This is a genomic window from Arthrobacter bambusae, from assembly GCF_022606295.1.
GTDB classification, from domain to species: domain Bacteria; phylum Actinomycetota; class Actinomycetes; order Actinomycetales; family Micrococcaceae; genus Arthrobacter; species Arthrobacter bambusae_A.
In genome coordinates, this window is the sequence record NZ_JAHHZS010000017.1 from 20,083 (window position 1) to 38,695 (window position 18,613).

18 protein-coding genes are annotated in these 18,613 nt (G+C 64.7%); all 18 read left to right on the forward strand.

The features are described 5' to 3' along the window. The first annotated feature begins 72 nt into the window (after window positions 1-72). The 18 genes from KNN17_RS12990 to KNN17_RS13075 all read left to right on the forward strand — a co-directional run bounded on the left by KNN17_RS12990 (window position 73) and on the right by KNN17_RS13075 (window position 18,572). Complete coding sequence (locus KNN17_RS12990; RefSeq protein ID WP_241709465.1) at window positions 73-507, forward strand: MarR family winged helix-turn-helix transcriptional regulator; 435 nt, start codon at window positions 73-75, stop codon at window positions 505-507. Window positions 508-539: 32 nt separating this feature from the next. Continuing rightward, window positions 540-971 carry an organic hydroperoxide resistance protein gene (locus KNN17_RS12995; protein WP_078105983.1) on the forward strand — a complete coding sequence of 144 codons (432 nt, stop codon included), beginning with the start codon at window positions 540-542 and terminating at the stop codon, window positions 969-971. Beyond that, a complete protein-coding gene (locus KNN17_RS13000) occupies window positions 968-1,999 on the forward strand; it encodes an NADP-dependent oxidoreductase (protein WP_241709466.1) in 1,032 nt (343 codons plus the stop codon). Before KNN17_RS12995 ends, KNN17_RS13000 begins: the two co-directional genes overlap by 4 nt. A 234-nt stretch (window positions 2,000-2,233) precedes the next feature. Beyond that, window positions 2,234-3,340 (forward strand): BMP family lipoprotein, encoded by a 1,107-nt coding sequence (locus KNN17_RS13005; RefSeq protein WP_171983400.1) that lies wholly within the window; start codon window positions 2,234-2,236, stop codon window positions 3,338-3,340. A 163-nt stretch (window positions 3,341-3,503) separates the two neighbouring features. Continuing rightward, window positions 3,504-5,054: an ABC transporter ATP-binding protein gene (locus KNN17_RS13010; protein ID WP_241709467.1), complete on the forward strand. Its 1,551-nt coding sequence runs from the start codon at window positions 3,504-3,506 to the stop codon at window positions 5,052-5,054. Continuing rightward, entirely contained in the window at window positions 5,047-6,420 is a 1,374-nt protein-coding gene (locus KNN17_RS13015) for an ABC transporter permease (RefSeq protein ID WP_372489673.1), read from the forward strand. The genes KNN17_RS13010 and KNN17_RS13015 overlap by 8 nt, the downstream gene beginning before the upstream one ends. 269 nt (window positions 6,421-6,689) lie before the next feature. Continuing rightward, window positions 6,690-7,928, forward strand: coding sequence for an ABC transporter permease (locus KNN17_RS13020; RefSeq protein ID WP_370873915.1), 1,239 nt, complete (start codon window positions 6,690-6,692; stop codon window positions 7,926-7,928). A gap of 2 nt (window positions 7,929-7,930) precedes the next feature. Then, a complete protein-coding gene (locus KNN17_RS13025) occupies window positions 7,931-8,335 on the forward strand; it encodes a cytidine deaminase (RefSeq protein ID WP_241709469.1) in 405 nt (134 codons plus the stop codon). Further along, window positions 8,332-9,642 carry a thymidine phosphorylase gene (locus tag KNN17_RS13030; protein WP_241709470.1) on the forward strand — a complete coding sequence of 437 codons (1,311 nt, stop codon included), beginning with the start codon at window positions 8,332-8,334 and terminating at the stop codon, window positions 9,640-9,642. Before KNN17_RS13025 ends, KNN17_RS13030 begins: the two co-directional genes overlap by 4 nt. Before the next feature lie 67 nt (window positions 9,643-9,709). After that, window positions 9,710-10,360 carry a DedA family protein gene (locus tag KNN17_RS13035; RefSeq protein WP_241709471.1) on the forward strand — a complete coding sequence of 217 codons (651 nt, stop codon included), beginning with the start codon at window positions 9,710-9,712 and terminating at the stop codon, window positions 10,358-10,360. Between the two features lie 237 nt (window positions 10,361-10,597). Further along, window positions 10,598-11,287 carry a DedA family protein gene (locus KNN17_RS13040; protein ID WP_242598812.1) on the forward strand — a complete coding sequence of 230 codons (690 nt, stop codon included), beginning with the start codon at window positions 10,598-10,600 and terminating at the stop codon, window positions 11,285-11,287. A gap of 28 nt (window positions 11,288-11,315) precedes the next feature. After that, on the forward strand, window positions 11,316-12,470 hold the full coding sequence (locus KNN17_RS13045) for an adenosine deaminase (RefSeq protein WP_241709473.1): 1,155 nt from the start codon (window positions 11,316-11,318) through the stop codon (window positions 12,468-12,470). A 70-nt stretch (window positions 12,471-12,540) separates the two neighbouring features. Then, window positions 12,541-13,170 carry a MazG nucleotide pyrophosphohydrolase domain-containing protein gene (locus KNN17_RS13050; RefSeq protein ID WP_241709474.1) on the forward strand — a complete coding sequence of 210 codons (630 nt, stop codon included), beginning with the start codon at window positions 12,541-12,543 and terminating at the stop codon, window positions 13,168-13,170. 93 nt (window positions 13,171-13,263) lie between these two features. After that, on the forward strand, window positions 13,264-14,544 hold the full coding sequence (gene eno / locus KNN17_RS13055) for a phosphopyruvate hydratase (protein WP_078105972.1): 1,281 nt from the start codon (window positions 13,264-13,266) through the stop codon (window positions 14,542-14,544). 157 nt (window positions 14,545-14,701) lie between these two features. Next, on the forward strand, window positions 14,702-15,439 hold the full coding sequence (locus tag KNN17_RS13060) for an FtsB family cell division protein (RefSeq protein WP_241709475.1): 738 nt from the start codon (window positions 14,702-14,704) through the stop codon (window positions 15,437-15,439). Between the two features lie 56 nt (window positions 15,440-15,495). Next, window positions 15,496-16,212, forward strand: a complete 717-nt coding sequence (locus KNN17_RS13065) for a DUF501 domain-containing protein (protein ID WP_241709476.1) — start codon at window positions 15,496-15,498, stop codon at window positions 16,210-16,212. Next, entirely contained in the window at window positions 16,209-17,159 is a 951-nt protein-coding gene (locus KNN17_RS13070) for a Ppx/GppA phosphatase family protein (RefSeq protein WP_241709477.1), read from the forward strand. The genes KNN17_RS13065 and KNN17_RS13070 overlap by 4 nt, the downstream gene beginning before the upstream one ends. A gap of 30 nt (window positions 17,160-17,189) precedes the next feature. Then, window positions 17,190-18,572, forward strand: coding sequence for a S8 family serine peptidase (locus tag KNN17_RS13075; protein WP_241709478.1), 1,383 nt, complete (start codon window positions 17,190-17,192; stop codon window positions 18,570-18,572). Window positions 18,573-18,613 lie beyond the last annotated feature (41 nt).

Consider the following 18,613-nt stretch of genomic DNA (forward strand, 5'->3'; position numbering starts at 1 on the left):
GCTTGTTTGTGAGCGGGCGTCGTTGGGCCAATTGAGTTGTGCACAATTTAATTGTGGGCTATCGTTATTCCCATGAGTGAAGCTCCCCGCCTCGACCGCCAGGTCTGTTTCGCGCTCTATTCCGCCTCGAAGGCGGCTACGGCCGTCTACCGCCCGGTGCTGGACGAGCTTGGACTGACGTATCCGCAGTACCTCGTGATGCTGGTGCTCTGGGAGAACGAGCCCCGAAGCGTCCGCGAACTGGGTATCGAGCTGGGACTCGATTCGGGCACCTTGTCGCCGCTCCTCAAGAGGCTTGAAGCCCTGGGCCTCGTGGAGCGCCTGCGTTCAACCGAGGACGAGCGTCGCGTCGAGATCCACTTGAGCGATGCCGGGCGGGCCCTCAGCGCACGGGCCGGGGCGGTACCGCAACGGCTCGCCGACGCCGCAGGCCTGAGCGCTGCCGAGCTTGCGCAGCTTCACGACACCCTGGGCCGGCTTACCGCCGCCCTCCAGTCAGCCATCTGATCATCCATCCCATCGAAGGAAAAGGAACCACAGTGAAGACTTTGTACATAGCGGAGGCGCTTGCCTCCGGTGAAGGCCGCGAAGGCAGCGCACGCACCAATGACGGCAAGCTGGACGTGACACTCGCCAGCCCGGTGGAACTGGGCGGGAACGGCCAGGGCACCAACCCCGAGCAGCTCTTCGCCGCCGGATACGCCGCATGCTTCCACTCTGCGCTGCGGTTGGTAGGACGGAAGGCCCGCGTGGATCTCAGCGATTCCGCCGTCGCCGCCAAGATCCACTTCGGTGCCCTGGAAGATCGTGAAGGCTACGGACTCGCCGCCGAACTCGAGATCGCACTGCCCGCGCTCGACCGGGAAACCGCCGAGCAGCTCGTGGCCAAGGCCCACCAGATCTGCCCCTACTCCAACGCGACCCGCGGGAACATCGCCGTCGACATCAAGCTCGTGGAGGTGGCTGCATGAGCGCCGCACTTCCCACACGCACCCGCGAAATCCAGCTGGCGTCCCGTCCGCAGGGACGCCCGGCCACCGCGAACTTCCGCTTGGCCGAGTCCGATCTGCCGGAGCTTCAGGACGGCCAGATCCTGGTCCGCAACGAGTTCATGTCCGTCGATCCCTACATGCGCGGCCGAATGAATGACGCGAAGTCCTATTCGGCGCCTTTCCAGCTCGACGCAGCGCTCGACGGCGGTGCGGTGGGTGAGGTGATCGCGTCCCGTTCCGAGGCGCTCAAGGTGGGCGACGTCGTCGTGCACCAGCTCGGCTGGCGCGAATATTCCGTTGTGGATGCGGCAAGCGCGATGCCGGTTCCGGCCGGCCTGGCGCCGACGTCGGCGTTCCTCGGAGCGCTTGGCATGACGGGCCTGACGGCGTATGCCGGGCTGCTTAAGGTGGCCGAGTTCAAGGCCGGTGACGTCGTCTTCGTTTCCGGTGCCGCAGGCGCGGTAGGTTCGATTGTCGGCCAGGTTGCCAAGGCGATGGGCGCCTCCAAGGTGATCGGCAGCGCCGGCTCTCCGGAGAAGGTGGCGCGCCTGCTGGAACTCGGCTTCGATGCGGCCTTCGACTATCACGATGGTCCCGTGGTGGAGCAGCTTCGTGAGGCCGCGGGGGAGCGGGGCATCGATGTCTATTTTGACAACGTAGGCGGCGAACACTTGGAGGCCGCCCTCGCAGTCCTCACTGTGGGTGGACGTGTCGCAATGTGCGGCGCCATTTCGCAGTACAACTCCACCGAGCCCACGCCGGGCCCGCGGAACCTGGCCGTGGCCATCGGGAAGCAATTGACCCTTCGCGGCTTCCTCGTCAGCGGCCAGCGCCAGCACGCGGCGGAGTTCGGCGGGAAGATGGCCGGATGGCTGGCCGACGGGACGGTCCGCTACGACGAGACGATCATTGACGGACTGGAAAACGCGCCACAGGCTTTCATCGACCTCCTGGACGGAGCCAACACAGGCAAGATGCTCGTACGCCTTGGTGAGCGGGCATCCTAGGACCGTTGGCTGGGAGTTCCACTACTGCTTGGTAACAAAAGCCCAACAATCTTCGGGTTGTTGGGCTTTTGTGTTAGCCGGGTGTGTTCAATCCCACTAAAGTTGAGCCATCAGTGCGCCCCAGGCGCAGTGCTGCGAAGCATCAGTGAAAACAGAATTTCAGACTCGAGTTTTCGAAACGGACACTCATTGACCGACTGTCGTAGCATCAATAACTTTCTTCCTGGAGGAAAATTGAAGCAATCACTGCGTGCCACCCTAAAGCGCGGTTCATTTGCAGGCGTCGCAACTGCGGGCGCCGCTGCACTTTTGCTGGCAGGCTGCGGTAGCGCACCGTCTGCGTCAAGCTCGGGCAGCGCCACCAAGTCGGACTACACCGCATGCATGGTGTCCGACTCGGGCGGCTTCGATGACAAGTCGTTCAACCAGTCGGGCTACGAAGGCCTTCAGGCTGCGGCCAAGGACCTGAACATCCAGGAGAAGCACGTCCAGTCCAAGGCTGACACGGACTACGACCCCAACCTCCGTTCCATGGTCCAGCAAGGGTGCAAGCTGACGGTCACGGTCGGCTTCCTCCTGGGCGATGCCACGAAGAACATCGCGACGGCGAACCCGAACAGCCACTTCGCCATCATCGACTACTCGGACCCCACCTTCCCGAAGAACGTCAAGCCGATTGTCTATGACACGGCCCAGGCCGCTTTCCTCGCCGGGTACCTCGCCGCCGGCACCTCCAAGACGGGCAAGGTTGCCACGTTCGGTGGCCTCAACATCCCCACCGTGAGCATCTTCATGGACGGATTCTCCGATGGCGTGAAGTACTACAACCAGAAGAAGGGCAAGTCCGTCCAGCTGCTCGGCTGGGACAAGGACAAGCAGGACGGAACCTTCGTCGGCGACTTCAAGCAGGTCGACAAGGGCAAGGTCCTTACCCAGGGATTCCTGGACCAGGGCGCAGACGTCATCCTTCCCGTCGCCGGTCCGGTGGGAGCGGGCGCCGGAAGCGCGATCCTTGATGCCAAGGCAAAGGGCACGGACGCAAAGCTGATCTGGGTCGACTCGGACGGCTACCTGACCGCGCCCGCCTACAAGTCGGTCATCCTGACCTCGGTCCAGAAGACCATGGCGACTGCCGTCGAAACCGTCATCAAGTCCGACAAGGACGGCAAGTTCGATCCCAGCCCGTACGTCGGCACGCTCGACAACGGAGGCGTGGCACTCGCCCCGTTCCATGATCTCGACTCCGCAGTTCCGGCTGACATGAAGAGCGATCTTGACCAGTTGAAGAAGGACATCATCTCCGGCGCTGTCAAGGTCGAATCGAAGTCCAGCCCCAAGTAATAATCCGGGCTAAACCGCGTCGCGCTGCCCTTCAGCCGAGTTTTGGCGGAAGGGCAGCGCGTTCTGCGTTGCCCTCAATTTGCTCTTCGACACCCCGTGGCCGAGCACTATGCTGGGAGCACGGTGATGACGAGGAGCCATCCTTTATAGATGGGTTGGAGTTTTGAAACTCGAACTGAAAGGGATCACGAAGCGCTTCGGATCCCTCGTAGCCAATGACCACATCGATCTGGTGGTTGAACCCGGCCAAGTCCATTGCCTCCTGGGCGAAAACGGTGCCGGTAAATCCACCCTGATGAATGTCCTTTACGGACTCTACGATCCCAGCGAGGGCGAAATCCTGGTTGACGGCAAGCCGGTGGTCTTCAAGGGCCCCGGCGATGCCATGGCGGCCGGGATTGGAATGGTCCACCAGCACTTCATGCTGATTCCGGTGTTCACCGTGGCCGAGAATGTCGCGTTGGGAAACGAAGCCACCAAGGCAGCCGGCTTCCTGAACCTGGATGAAACCCGCCGCAAGATCTCCGAGATTTCCAAGCAGTACGGATTCCACGTCGATCCCGATGCCCTCGTGGAAGACCTGCCCGTGGGCGTGCAGCAGCGGGTCGAGATCATCAAGGCGCTGGTGCGCGACGCCGAAGTCCTGATTCTCGATGAACCGACCGCGGTTCTGACTCCGCAGGAAACCGATGAGCTTCTGGACATCATCCGGCAGCTCAAGGCCGCCGGAAAATCAATTGTCTTCATTTCGCACAAGCTGCGTGAGGTCAAGGAAATTTCGGACATCATCACGGTGATCCGGCGAGGGAAAGTGGTGGGCTCGGCTGACCCCTCCGCCTCCCCGACCGAACTCGCCTCGGCGATGGTGGGCCGGGCAGTCAGCCTGACCCTGGAAAAGAAGCCTGCCCAACCGGGCGAGGCGACGTTCAAGGTCCGCGACCTGACCGTTGTCGACCACAATGGCCAGCACGTCGTGGACGGCCTGAGTTTCGACATCGCCAAGGGTGAAGTGCTGGCCATCGCCGGTGTCCAAGGCAACGGCCAGACGGAGCTCACGGAAGCCATCCTCGGCGTCCAGCCGCACGTCACCGGGTCCATCGTCCTGGACGGCGTCGAACTGCTCGGCAAGAGCGTCAAGCAGGTCCTTTCCGCCGGCGTCGGGTTTGTCCCCGAGGACCGCAAGATCGACGGACTGGTGGGAACGTTCTCCATTTCCGAGAACATGGTCCTGGACCTTTACGACAAGCCTCCGTTTGCCCAAGGCATCGGCATGAAGCCGGCATTGATTGCTTCCCACGCGGAGAAGAAGGTCGAAGAGTTCGATGTCCGGACGCCGTCGATCGACGTCGCCGTGGGCACGCTCTCCGGCGGCAACCAGCAAAAGGTGGTTCTGGCCAGGGAGCTGTCCAGGCCCTTGAGGCTCTTCATCGCATCGCAACCCACCCGGGGCCTCGACGTCGGCTCCATCGAATTCGTGCACAAACGGGTCATCGCCGAACGGGACAACGGAACTCCCGTGATGATCGTTTCCACGGAACTCGACGAAGTACTCGAACTCGCTGACCGGATCGCCGTTCTCTACCGGGGAAAGCTCGTCGGGATCGTTCCCGCCGGCACCTCGCGCGATGTGCTGGGCTTGATGATGGCAGGCGTTCCGGAACATGAGGCAGAACTGACTGCACACAAGACCCTCGAGGGAGGAACACATGTCTGAGTCCAACGCCCCTCGACAGGAAAACGACGTCGCGCCGGAGCGCCCGGAGACATTGGACGACGAGGTCGTCCTGGATCTCGCGCTGGACACGGCAGACGGTGCCATGGCGCCGTCGGTCATTCCGGCCACCAGCCAGGGCGGGCAGATCCCGCACGCCGCCGGTGGTTCGGTCTTCCGGCAGATCGTGACCGGAAACGCCATGGTCTCGGTGTTGTCCGTGGTTCTCGCGATTGTGCTCGGCGGAATCCTGATGGCCGTGACCAACCCCAAAGTGGCCGAAACGGCGGGCTATTTCTTCGCGCGGCCGGGGGACATGCTCACCGAAGTCTTCAGGCCCTACGTGGCGCTCGTCCAGGGGTCGATCTTCAACTGGGCCGGTGCCGACACCGCAGCCCAGCTGTACCCGATCACTGAAACCCTGACGGTCTCAACGCCCCTGATCCTGGCAGGACTCGGCGTGGCCTTGGCCTTCCGTGCGGGACTGTTCAACATCGGCGCGCAAGGCCAGATCATTTTTGGCGCACTGTTCGGCGCCTACGTGGGATTCACCTGGCATTTGCCTTTCCTGGTTCACCTGCTGCTCGTCATCGTTGCCGGATTCGTCGGCGGCGCGGTGTGGGGCGGCGTCGTCGGCCTCCTCAAAGCCCGGACCGGGGCGCATGAGGTCATCGTGACCATCATGCTGAACTACATCGCCAACTTCCTGCTCCTGTTCCTCCTCACAACTCCGGCCTTCCAGCGAAAGGGTTCAACCAACCCGATCTCGCCCTTCCTGGACCAGTCGGCACTGTTTCCGGAGTTGCTTGGGCCCCAGTTCAGGCTCCACGCAGGCTTCCTCCTGGCCGTGCTCGCGACCGTTTTCGTGTGGTGGCTCCTGAAGCGTTCCACGCTCGGCTTTGAATTCCGGGCCGTGGGCGCCAACCAGAGCGCGGCACGCACGGCCGGAATCAACGTTCCCCGCGCCGTGATCCTCGTGATGGCGATCGCGGGCGCGCTTGCGGGCCTGGCCGGCATTGCGCAGGTATCCGGAACGGAGAAATACCTCAGCGGAGGCGTCGCTGCTTCCATCGGATTCGACGCCATCACGGTCGCGTTGCTGGGCCGTTCGACGCCGTGGGGAACCTTCTTCGCGGGGCTCCTGTTCGGCGCCTTCCGTGCGGGAGGCGTCGCGATGCAGGCTGAGACCCAGACCCCCATCGACATTGTCTTGGTCATCCAGTCCCTGATCGTCCTGTTCATCGCGGCACCGCCGCTGGTGCGCGCGATCTTCGGACTGAACCCGCGGAAAAAGAAGAAGGCCACTGGCGGCCCCGGCTCCGGAACCATGCCCTCCGGAAAAATCGAGAGCGGAGCTGCAACAGCATGAGCACCACAACAACTCAGTCCGGCGGTGGCACACCCGCCGGTAACGCCCCTGCGCGCCCGGGGAAGACGGGTGCCACGGAGCTGGTGAGCTGGAAGGCCGGAATCGGACTGTCCCTGCTCGCAATCCTGGGCACCGTGCTGTTCGGGTTCATGTCCGATTCGAAGTCGGCGGGCTTCGGCATTGCCGAGGCGGCCAATGAAGCAGCCTCCAGTGTTGCCGCGTTGGTCACGTTCATCCTGGCGCTGCTGCTTTCGGTCGGCCTCGGATATATGTGGTTCGCCCGCCGTCGTTCAGGCCGCGCCTCGGGCTCGGCTTCAGTTCCGGGTTGGTTGCCGCCATCCACCGTCGCCGCCGTGGTGGTCCTTGGACTCGCCGCGCTGGGAGTGGCGAAGGTTTCCAAGATCACGCTTCCTTCCGCGGCCATCGGCTGGATCGCCTCGGTGATTCTCCTGGGCCTGGCCGGCTACACGGTGTACCTGACACAGGCGAAGAAGGCCACCCCCCGCTGGGTAGGCGGTACGTTTGCCGCAGTGTTCCTCATCGGGTTCATGGTCTGGATCGTGGCTGGCGGAAACGGCGATGAGCCGTCCATCTCGCTCGCCGGACTGATCGCAGGATCCGTCACCCTGGCCGTGCCGCTGGTCTTCGGATCCCTGTCCGGCGTCCTGTGCGAACGCGTCGGCGTGGTCAACATCGCCATCGAAGGGCAGCTCCTGCTGGGAGCGTTTTCCGCGGCCGTTGTTGCCACGGTGACGCACAATGTCTACGCCGGGCTGGTCGCGGCTGCCGTAGCCGGGGCGCTTGTTTCCTTGGTCCTGGCCGTGGTCAGCATCAAGTACCTCGTCAACCAGATCATCGTCGGCGTCGTGCTCAACGTCCTCATCAGTGGCCTGACGAGCTTCCTCTTTTCCACGCTGCTGACGGCTGACCCGGATGGGCTCAACAAGCCGGGGCGCTTGCCTCCCGTGGACATTCCCTTCCTGTCCGATATCCCCATCATCGGCCCCATCCTGTTCCACCAGTCCCTCGTGGGCTATTTGATGTACATCGCCGTGATCGTGGTTTACCTCGGCCTCTTCCACACCAAGTGGGGACTGCGCGTGAGGGCCGTCGGGGAGCACCCGCAGGCGGCCGACACCGTGGGCATCAACGTCAACCGGACCCGTTTCTGGAACGTGCTCATGGGTGGTGCGATCGCGGGCATTGGCGGCTCGTTCTTCACGCTCGTATCCGTGGATGCCTTCAGCAAGGACATGTCGGGTGGCCGCGGGTACATCGCCCTGGCGGCGCTGATCTTCGGGCGCTGGAACCCGATCGGCGCCTTCTTGGCTGCGTTGCTGTTCGGCTTCGCGGACAACCTCCAGAGCGTCATCACCATCATCGGATCGCCCGTGCCGAGCCAGTTCATGGCCATGCTGCCTTACGCCCTCACGGTCTTCGCCGTCGCTGGACTGGTGGGCAGGTCCCGACCGCCGGCGGCAAGCGGCATACCGTACGTCAAGGGCTGACCGTGGCGGATACCGAAGTGGACTGGGCGGTCCTCGAGGCCGCCGCGGTCGCCGCCATGGGGAAGGCGTACGCTCCCTATTCGAAGTTCCCGGTGGGGGCCGCTGCCCTCACCGAGGACGGACGGATCGTGAGCGGCTGCAACGTGGAGAACGCCAGCTACGGACTCACCCTGTGCGCCGAGTGTGCCCTCGTGGGAGACCTCCACATGGGTGGCGGCGGCAGGTTGCGGGCGTTCTATTGCGTCGACGCGAAGGGCAATGTCCTCATGCCGTGTGGCCGTTGCAGGCAATTGCTCTATGAATTCCGGGCACCCGGCATGCAACTCATGACCACGCAGGGCATCAAGACCATGGACCAAGTGCTGCCGGATGCATTCGGTCCCGACAACCTGGAGGAGAACCTGTGACACAGACTGAAGCGTTTGATGCCGTCCAGATCATCAGCATCAAGCGGGACAAGGGCACACTGAGCCCGGAGCAGATTGACTGGACCATCGATGCCTACACCCGTGGCGTCATCGCCGACGAGCAGATGGCGGCCCTGAACATGGCCATCCTGCTCAACGGGATGGATCGTGCCGAGATCTCCCGCTGGACCGAGGCGATGATCGCCTCGGGCGAGCGGATGGACTTCTCCAGCCTTCGGCGTCCCGACGGCGGCGTGAAGGCCACCACCGACAAACACTCCACCGGGGGTGTCGGGGACAAGATCACGCTTCCGCTGGCGCCGTTGGTCGCAGTCTTCGGGGTGGCCGTTCCCCAGCTTTCCGGCAGGGGACTGGGCCACACGGGCGGCACGCTTGACAAGCTCGAAGCCATTCCCGGGTGGCGGGCGAACCTGAGCAACGAGGAAATCCTTGCCCAGCTGCAGGACGTGGGTGCGGTCATCTGCGCCGCCGGCACGGGCTTGGCTCCGGCGGACAAGAAGCTCTACGCCTTGCGCGACGTGACGGGCACAGTGGAAGCCATTCCCTTGATTGCGTCGTCCATCATGAGCAAGAAGATCGCCGAAGGCACGGGCTCCCTCGTGCTCGATGTGAAGGTCGGGTCCGGGGCGTTCATGAAGGACGAAGCCCGTGCCCGCGAGCTGGCCGAAACCATGGTGGCCCTAGGCAAGGACGCGGGCGTCAACACCGTGGCCCTCCTGACCAACATGGGCACCCCGCTGGGCTTGACTGCGGGCAACGCCATCGAGGTGGAGGAATCGGTGGAGGTGCTTGCGGGCGGCGGTCCGGAAGACGTCGTGGAACTGACCGTCAGGCTCGCCGAAGAAATGCTCGCCTGCGCCGGAGTGCACGATGCCGACCCCGCGGCCGCCCTGAAGGACGGCCGCGCTATGGACGTCTGGAACCGGATGATTGAAGCCCAGGGCGGGGATCCGCGCGCCGCCCTGCCCGTTGCGAAGGAATCCGAGGTCATCGCGGCTCCGGCAGACGGAGTCCTGGTGGAGCTCGATGCGTTGTCCGTGGGCGTGGCCGCGTGGCGCCTCGGCGCCGGTCGTGCGCGGAAGGAAGACATCGTCCAGGCCGGTGCGGGGGTACGGATGCACGCCAAACCAGGTGCCTTGGTCCGCGCAGGGGAGCCACTCATGACCCTCCTGACCGACACTCCGGAAAAGTTCGAAAGGGCAAAGGAAGCCCTGGAAGGTGCCGTGCTCATCGCGCCGGAAGGCTCACGGCCGGCGCAACGGCTCATCATCGACCGGATCTCGTAGCTGTTGTTCTCCCGGGCATTTTCGGATGCCCGGGAGACAATCCCCGCGGCCATTCGTTGGGAAGACCGTGCAGGCGATCAACGACTTCATCCTCTCGGCAGCCGGGCAGCCTTGGGTCTTGCTTCTGGTTTTTGCCTGCTGCGTGATCGACGGTTTCTTCCCGCCCATCCCGAGCGAGTCGGTGGTGGTGGGACTCGCGGCCGTTTCGGCGACGGCTGGGACGCCCAACACGTGGCTGCTGATCCTGGTGGGCGCCCTCGGGGCATTCACGGGCGACAATATCGCCTATGCGATCGGCCGCAGGATAGGTGTCCACCGTTGGGGGTGGATGCGTTCACCAAGGATGCAAAGCGCCTTTCGCTGGGCCGGGCGCGAACTCCGACGCCGGGCCGCGTCACTGATCATGGTGGCCCGGTTCGTCCCCATCGGCCGCGTGGCGGTCAACCTCACAGCCGGTGCAACCGGATTTCCGCGCCGCGTTTTTGTGGCCCTCACGGCCATGTCCGCCATTCTGTGGGCCAGCTACTCGGTGGCTATCGGATTGTTCTTCGGCCAGTGGTTCGAGCACAACCACCTGCTCGGGGCGACCATCGCGATCGTCGCGGCCGTCATCCTCGGAATCATCGTGGACCGGATCATCAGCAAAGTCCGCGGGGCCACGCCGATCACTGAAGAGGACGAAGAGACCGGGGAGCCCGAGGAGGAAGCCGTCGTGTGAGACGGGGTGGCCAAGGCGGCGCCGCCTCCTCCTGGGGTATGACTCCCACGGGACCGGAAGATCCGTCCACAGGGGGATGCTTCCATTCCACCTTTCGAGCTAGCCTTAAATTGTGTTCTTCCCCGGCTGGGGCGTAGCGAACGAGGTCCCGGCCATGGGACACTGGATAGCGATCTGTGTCGCGCAACCGCGTGACTTTCCTTGAGGAGCAATGCCTGCGTGGAATTCATGAACCACATGCTCGAGCATGCCGCCGGGCAACCGTGGATCTACCCGGTGCTCCTGGTTTTCTTTTTCATCGACGGCTTTGCCACGATCCTTCCCAGCGAGACGGCCATCGTCGGGCTCTCGGCCCTTGCGATGCACCGCGGCGAGCCCAACCTGTGGCTCCTCGGCGCCACCGCGCTGGTCGGGGCCATGGCCGGTGACAACATGGCCTACATGCTGGGCCGCAAGATCGGCCTGGACCGCTGGAAATGGATGCGCAAGCCCAAGGTCCAGAAGATGTTCGCCTGGGCACACTACGAGCTGGACAAACGCGGCGCCGTGCTCATCTTCACGGCCCGGTACATCCCTTGGGGCCGCGTCGCGGTGAACTACGTCGCCGGACAGACCGGATTTCGCCACAAGACCTTCTTCTTCCTGGATGCCTTCGCATGCTTCACGTGGGTTGTCTATTCGATCGGCGTCGGATCACTCGCCGGCCACTGGGTGCACAACAACCCGCTCCTTGGCGTGGGGATTGCCGTGGCATTCGCCGTGGTACTCGGCGTCATCGTGGACCACACCTTGCGTTGGTGGCACAAGCACCTGGAGAAGAAGGACGCGGAGAAGAAAGAATCAGCTTCCGCGGAAGCAGCCGCAGCAGACGAAGGGACCGCGATTAACGCGGCGGCCGGCGTCGAGCGCTCACACCCTGCTGGCTAAGCTTCTTCCGTCCCCCTAGAGTTGAGACGTGACTGAGCCTATTGTTGATGCCGCCCCTGCCCTTGATTTCGACCTGAAGAGCCTGCCGAAGGTTTCCCTTCACGATCACCTGGACGGGGGACTGCGCCCGGCCACCATCATCGAGCTGGCGGAGGCCGTCGGCCACACCCTTCCCTCCACGGATCCCGTAGCGCTGGGCCAGTGGTTCCGTGAGTCCGCGGATTCAGGTTCCCTGGTCCGCTACCTCGAAACCTTCGACCACACGATTGCCGTCATGCAGACCAAGGAAGGCCTGGCGCGCGTCGCCAAGGAGTTCGTTGAGGACCTCGCGGACGACGGCGTCGTGTACGGCGAGATCCGTTGGGCACCTGAGCAGCACCTGCAGAAGGGCCTCACCCTGGACGAGGTCGTGTACGCGGTCCAGGAAGGGCTCGACGCCGGCGTGGACGCCGTTGAGGAGTCCGGCCGCCAGATCCAGGTGGGCCAGCTCATCACGGCGATGCGCCACGCGGACCGCGGCCAGGAAATTGCCGAGCTCGCCGTGCGCCACCGCTACAACGGAGCCGTGGGCTTCGACATCGCCGGAGCCGAGGACGGCTTCCTGCCGTCCCGCTTCAAGGACGCATTCACCTACCTGGCCGAACACAATTTTCCGGCTACCGTGCACGCCGGCGAAGCCGCAGGCCTGGAAAGCATCCAGTCCGCACTCGTGGACGGCCGGGCCCTGCGCCTGGGCCACGGAGTGCGTATCGCCGAGGACATCACGGTTGAATTCGAGGACGCCGAAGGCGAAGAAGCCGACGACGACGCCGAGGACACCATCGGCATGGTCACGTTGGGTGAGGTGGCCGGCTGGGTCCGCGATCGCGGGATTGCGCTGGAAATCTGCCCCTCGTCCAACCTGCAGACCGGCGCCATCGCGAACTTCGGCGAAGGCATCGAGAACCACCCGCTGGACATGCTGTACCAGCTGGGCTTCAACGTCACCATCAACACGGACAACCGGCTCATGAGCGGCGTGACCCTCACGGACGAGTTCGAGCTTCTCGTGGAGACCTTCGACTACGATCTCGACGACCTCCTCGAATTGACCCTCAACGCGGCCGAGTCGTCGTTCTTGCCGCTGGACGAAAAAGAAGCGTTGGTGGAGTACATCAACGACGCCTACGCCAACCTTGGCTGAACAAAGCCCTGCAGGCGCGGTTGGGGAGCTGCTGGGGAAGATAGCCTCTTTGCGGGAGCACTGCCCGTGGATGGGGGAGCTGACCCACGAATCCCTCGTCGAGTACCTGATCGAGGAAGCGTACGAAGTGGTCGACTCGATCGAAGCCGGCGCGGCCGGCACCGACACGGCCGACGAACTCCGCGGCGAGCTGGGTGACGTGCTGCTCCAAGTAGTGCTGCACGCCCGGCTCGCCGAGGAACGCGGCCAGTTCACCTTCGACGACGTCGCCCGCACCATCACGGAAAAGATGGTGCGGCGAAATCCGCACGTCTTCAGGCCTGACGGATCCTTGCAGGATTCCTTCCCGGCCACCGTGGAGGAGATCGTCGAAAAATGGGACGCCGTGAAGAAGGCCGAAAAGCCCGGGCGTTCGGATCCTTTCGAAGGCATCCCGCCGCACCTTCCTGCCCTCGCCCTGGCGCAAAAGTCGCTTGACCGTGCCGAGCGTTCGGGCGGCCCGGAGCGCACAGGCCGACCCGTCGCGGCGGCGGAGGTTCCCGACTCCGAAGCTGCGCTTGGAGACTTGCTGCTCGCCGTGGTCGCGGGCTCACGGGAGAAGGGTTTCGACGCCGAACGGGCCCTGCGCGCTGCGGTCCGCCGCTACCAGGGCCGCGACGGCGATGCCACAAAACGTGAGGGGTCCGACGCTGTTCCGTAACCTTGGCCTGTCTCGACTAGGCTAGTGGCGACGAGGACGTCGAGAATTTCCCTCAAGATTCCCAGTAAATCGCTTCACCATAAGGAGCAGTCCATGGCGCTTATCGATGCCATCCACGCCCGCGAGATCCTTGATTCCCGCGGAAACCCGACAGTAGAAGTTGAAGTTCTGCTTTCCGATGGCCAGATCGGCCGCGCGGCAGTTCCCTCCGGTGCTTCCACCGGCGAGCACGAAGCCGTTGAACTGCGTGACGGCGACAAGGGCCGTTACCTCGGCAAGGGCGTCCAGAAGGCCGTTGACGCGGTCATCGACGAAATCGCGCCGGCCCTGATCGGCTTCGACGCCACTGACCAGCGCAGCATCGACCAGGCCATGATCGACCTCGACGGCACCCCGAACAAGGGCAAGCTCGGCGCCAACGCCATCCTCGGCGTTTCCCTCGCGGTGGCCAACGCAGCCGCCGCCTCCGCGGACCTGCCGTTGTACAAGTACCTGGGCGGCCCGAACGCCCACGTCCTGCCCGTCCCGCTGATGAACATCCTCAACGGTGGCTCGCACGCCGACTCCGACGTCGACATCCAGGAATTCATGATCGCCCCGATCGGCGCGGAGACTTTCTCCGAAGGCCTGCGCTGGGGCGTTGAGGTCTACCACAACCTCAAGTCGGTCCTGCAGGCCAAGGGCCTCTCCACCGGCCTCGGCGACGAAGGCGGCTTCGCTCCGAACCTGCCGTCCAACCGCGCGGCACTGGACCTGATCCAGGAAGCCATCAAGAACGCCGGCTACACCCCGGGCAAGGACATCGCCCTCGCGCTGGACGTCGCCTCGTCCGAGTTCTACAAGGACGGCGCCTACCAGTTCGAAGGCAAGGCACTCTCGGCCACCGAAATGAGCGCCTACTACGCCGAACTCGTTGCCGACTACCCGCTGGTCTCCATCGAAGACCCGCTGGACGAAAACGACTGGGAAGGCTGGAAGACCCTTACCGACACCATCGGTGACAAGGTCCAGCTGGTCGGCGACGACCTCTTCGTGACCAACCCGGTCCGCCTGCAGCAGGGCATCGACTCCGCCACGGCCAACTCCCTGCTCGTGAAGGTCAACCAGATCGGTTCCCTGACCGAAACCCTGGATGCCGTTTCCCTGGCCCAGCGCTCGGGCTACACCACCATCACCTCGCACCGCTCCGGCGAAACCGAGGACACCACCATTGCTGACATCGCGGTTGCCACCAACGCGGGCCAGATCAAGACCGGTGCCCCGGCCCGCTCCGAGCGCGTCGCCAAATACAACCAGCTGCTGCGCATCGAAGAAGAACTCGACGACGCCGCTCGCTACGCCGGCCGCAGCGCGTTCCCGCGTTTCAAGGGCTAGTATCCGCTGAAACAGCTGACCGGTGGCTATGGTGGAAAGACCATAGCCACCGGTTCTGTTTAACGAAATGTGCGAGCACTTCGGCAAACCGCAGGCTCCGTGAGGCACACAACGCGCAGCAACCCGCCAGGCAAGCACCAGGCATTACAGGAGTGTCATGGCCACCCGCCGCCCCAAGGTCCCCCGGGCCGATGCCCTCGGCCGTTCGCCCCAGAAGAACCCCGACAGTGGCCATGTCATCCGTGCCGACTTCGGCGAGTCCCGCAAGGCAACCGCGCCCCAACAGGAAAGCGCAGTTCACGCCGGGTCCAGGGCGCCGTCCAATGCCACAGCCGAAGGCAGCGCCCAAAGCAAGGGCCAGTCCGGCACAAAGGGCGGAGCTGCCCCGAAACCGGGACGTCCGCATGCGGGCGGGCCGGGAAGCTTGCCGGTTGTCGGCAAGGCGTCCGGCAAAACGTCCGGCGCTGGCTCCACCCACCAGGACAAGGACCACGGCGCGCGCCCGGTGCCCGCGAAGGCGTTCTCCGGCCGCATGCTTGCCCTCGCCGTGGTGATGATAGCGATCACCATCATGCTCGCGCCCACGGTCAAGATCTGGTTGGAGAAAAAGGCTGAAATCTCGGGCCTGGAAGCCGATATTGCGAGCAAGCAGGCCGAGCAAGCCAGCCTCCAGAAGCAGATCACGCGGTGGCAGGACCCCAACTACGTGAAACAACAAGCCCGGGACCGCATTAACATGGTTATGCCGGGTGAAGCAGGCTACTGGGTGTTTGGTGGAGACGTTCCCGCCGGGACACCCGGTGGAAGCACCAGCTCAGGGGCTTCCGGAAGCCCGTCCAATCTGCCGTGGGTGGATGGGCTATGGGAATCCATCAGGCGCTCGGCAACAGACTAGACGCGGTGCCCGCCGCCGTCGCGCACTGACGGGCGCGACCAAACAGGGCAGGAAGGATGGCAGCGCCAGTGGAAGAGACCTCGGCACCTGCATCGCAGGAGTCACGCAAGCCATCAGCACACGATCTCGAAATCCTCAGCCGCCAGCTCGGGCGGCCGGTGCGCGACGTCGTCGAAATCCCGGCGCGCTGCGTGTGCGGCAACCCGTTGGTCGCCGCGACCGCTCCGCGGTTGAGCAACGGCACTCCGTTTCCGACGACGTTCTACTTGACGCACCCCGTCATCACCGCAGCCGTGTCGCGCCTGGAGGCCGGCGGGCTCATGAATGAGATGAACGAACGGCTCACCGCGGACGGGCCTTTGGCTGCGGCTTACAGGGGCGCCCACGAGGCCTATCTCCAGGCGCGTGACGAGATTGCCGGACGTGCCGGTACCGGGGACGTCCCCGAGATCGCCGGCATCTCTGCCGGCGGCATGCCCACCCGCGTGAAGTGCCTGCACGTCCTGGTTGGCCACTCCCTGGCGGCCGGTCCCGGCGTCAATCCGCTCGGCGACGAGGCCATCGAGGCGATCAGCGAATGGTGGACCGCGGACCGCTGCTATTGCGACGGCGCGTGGGACAGCGCAGGGGAGGCCCCGTCCAGGGACCTCAGCCGCCACGGACCGCAGGGCCTGCCGGACATCGTGGGCCGTCCCGCACCTGTCCGCAAATCCACGTCCTCCCACGGAGCACAAGCGTCCGCGGAGTCGGTCGCAGGGGAGCGCAACGCATGAACCGGGTAGCCGCCATCGATTGTGGCACCAATTCGATCCGCCTACTCATTGCGGATTCCAACGGCGCGGGAACAGGGTCTCCGTTGCGGGACATCGTCCGTGAGATGCGCGTCGTTCGCCTCGGCCAAGGGGTTGACGCCACCGGCGAGCTTGCTCCCGAGGCGCTCGAACGCACCTTCGCGGCAACCGCGGACTACGCCGAGCTGATCCGCCGTCATGATGCCCGGGGCGTCCGTTTCGTGGCGACCTCTGCCAGCCGCGACGCCCGCAACCGGGACGTCTTCGTTGACGGGATCCGGGAGCTGCTGGGCGTCGAACCCGAGGTCATCTCCGGCGACGAAGAAGCCGCGCTGTCCTTCGCGGGTGCAAGCAGCGTGCTTCCATCACGCGGCAAGGATCCGGTGCTGGTGGTTGACCTCGGCGGCGGAAGCACCGAGTTCGTCCTCGGCGACTCCGACGGCGTCATTGCCGCCAAATCCGTCGACATCGGCTGCGTGCGCTTGACTGAACGGCACCTCCGCAGCGATCCTCCGACGCCGGAGCAGATCGCCGCAGCGGAAGCCGACGTCGACGCAGCCATTGATCTCGTCGCCCGCACGGTCCCGCTGGGCCGGGCCACCGCCGTCGTCGGCGTTGCCGGAACCGTCACCACCATCACGGCGCACGCCCTGGGCCTGGGCGAGTACGATCCCGCACTGATCCACGGTGCCAGCCTGGACCTGGAGACCATCAGCAAGGCCGCCACGAGCCTGCTGGAAATGAGCCGCGAAGAGCGTGCCCTGCTGCCCTACATGCACCCCGGACGTGTTGACGTCATCGGAGCCGGAGCCCTCGTCTGGCGCCGCATCCTCCAGCGTTGGGCCGAGCCCGGAAACGGCTCCATCACAGCGGCCATCTCCAGCGAGCATGACATCCTCGACGGCATCGCGCTGAGTATCCGCTCATGATGGGTGTCCGCTAAAGATGGGTATCCGCTGATGACGTTGCCACACGGTTGGCGCCGCCGCGCGGCATCGGCCGCGCTGGCCGCCATGCTGGCCGGGGGAAGCCTTGCGGGGGCCCTTGTCGCCGCGCCCTCGGCGTTCGCCGACTCGTGGCGGGACAAGGAATACTGGCTCACCGAGTACGGCATCACCGCCGCCTGGCAGGTATCCAAGGGCGCGGGCGTGAAGGTGGCCATCATCGACAGCGGGGTGGACGGACAACACCCCGATCTCAAAGGTGCGGTGGTTGGCGGAACCGACGCTTCCGGCGCGGGCGATCCGAACGGGCAGAAGAGCATCGGGGCCAAACCCGAGCACGGAACCCTCGTGGCCACGCTCCTTGCCGGGCGTGGACACGCTGCTCCCAACCCGTCGGCCTCCCCGTCGTCGTCTCCGTCGCCAGGTTCCGGCGTCGGCACCGACGGAATCGTGGGCGTAGCCCCCGAGGCCCAGATCCTGTCGGTTTCCGCTTGGCTCGGTTCACCGAACCCGGCGGGCAAGACGGACCAGGAACAGATTCCCGAAGCTGTCCGGTGGGCCGTGGACAACGGCGCCAAGGTCATCAATATTTCCCTCGGCAGCACCTCGCCGGATTGGCCCCAAAGCTGGGACGCGGCATTCCTCTATGCCGAACAAAAGGACGTGGTGATCGTGGCCGCGGCGGGCAACCGGATCGGCGGCAACGTCCAGGTGGGCGCCCCCGCCACGATTCCAGGCGTCCTGACAGTGGCAGGACTCGACCGGAACCGCATGGCCAGCGTGGATGCTTCATCGCAGGGAATCAGCATCGGCGTCTCGGCGCCCGCGGAAAAGCTGGTGGGGGGCCTGCCCGGGGGGAGCTACGAGGATTGGGCAGGCACATCGGGTTCCGCGCCGATTGTCTCCGGCGTTGCGGCGCTCATCCGCTCGAAATGGCCTGATATGAGCGCCAAGCAGGTCATCAACAGGATAGTGTCCACGGCCGTGGATGCCGGCGCGCCCGGCAAGGACCCGATCTACGGCTACGGCATCCTCAACGCCGAGGCGGCCCTGAAAGCCGATGTGCCGGAGGTGACGAGTAATCCGGTGGGATCCATTGCAGACTGGATCAGGGTCCACCGACGCGGGGACCTCAGCAGCCCCACGCCGCAGGCTGCGTCGTCGCCGAGCATCCCCGCGGCGACCTTGGCCGATCCCACTGTTCCCGTCGCCAAGGCGCCCTCGCAGCCCGACACAGCCGTTCCGGCGGCTGTGGTGATCGGCTTCGGTTCGCTCTTCGTGGCGATCGTTGCGGGCGCCTCCGTCCAATTGAGGCGCGCCTACCGGACGACCCCCGAACTGCCCGACGGGCCCGCGACCGGCGTGGTGGACGTCGTGGATCAGGGCGGCCCGAAATAGCCCCCGGCGCAGGTGCGTAGCTTCGGGAAATAGTTAGTGAA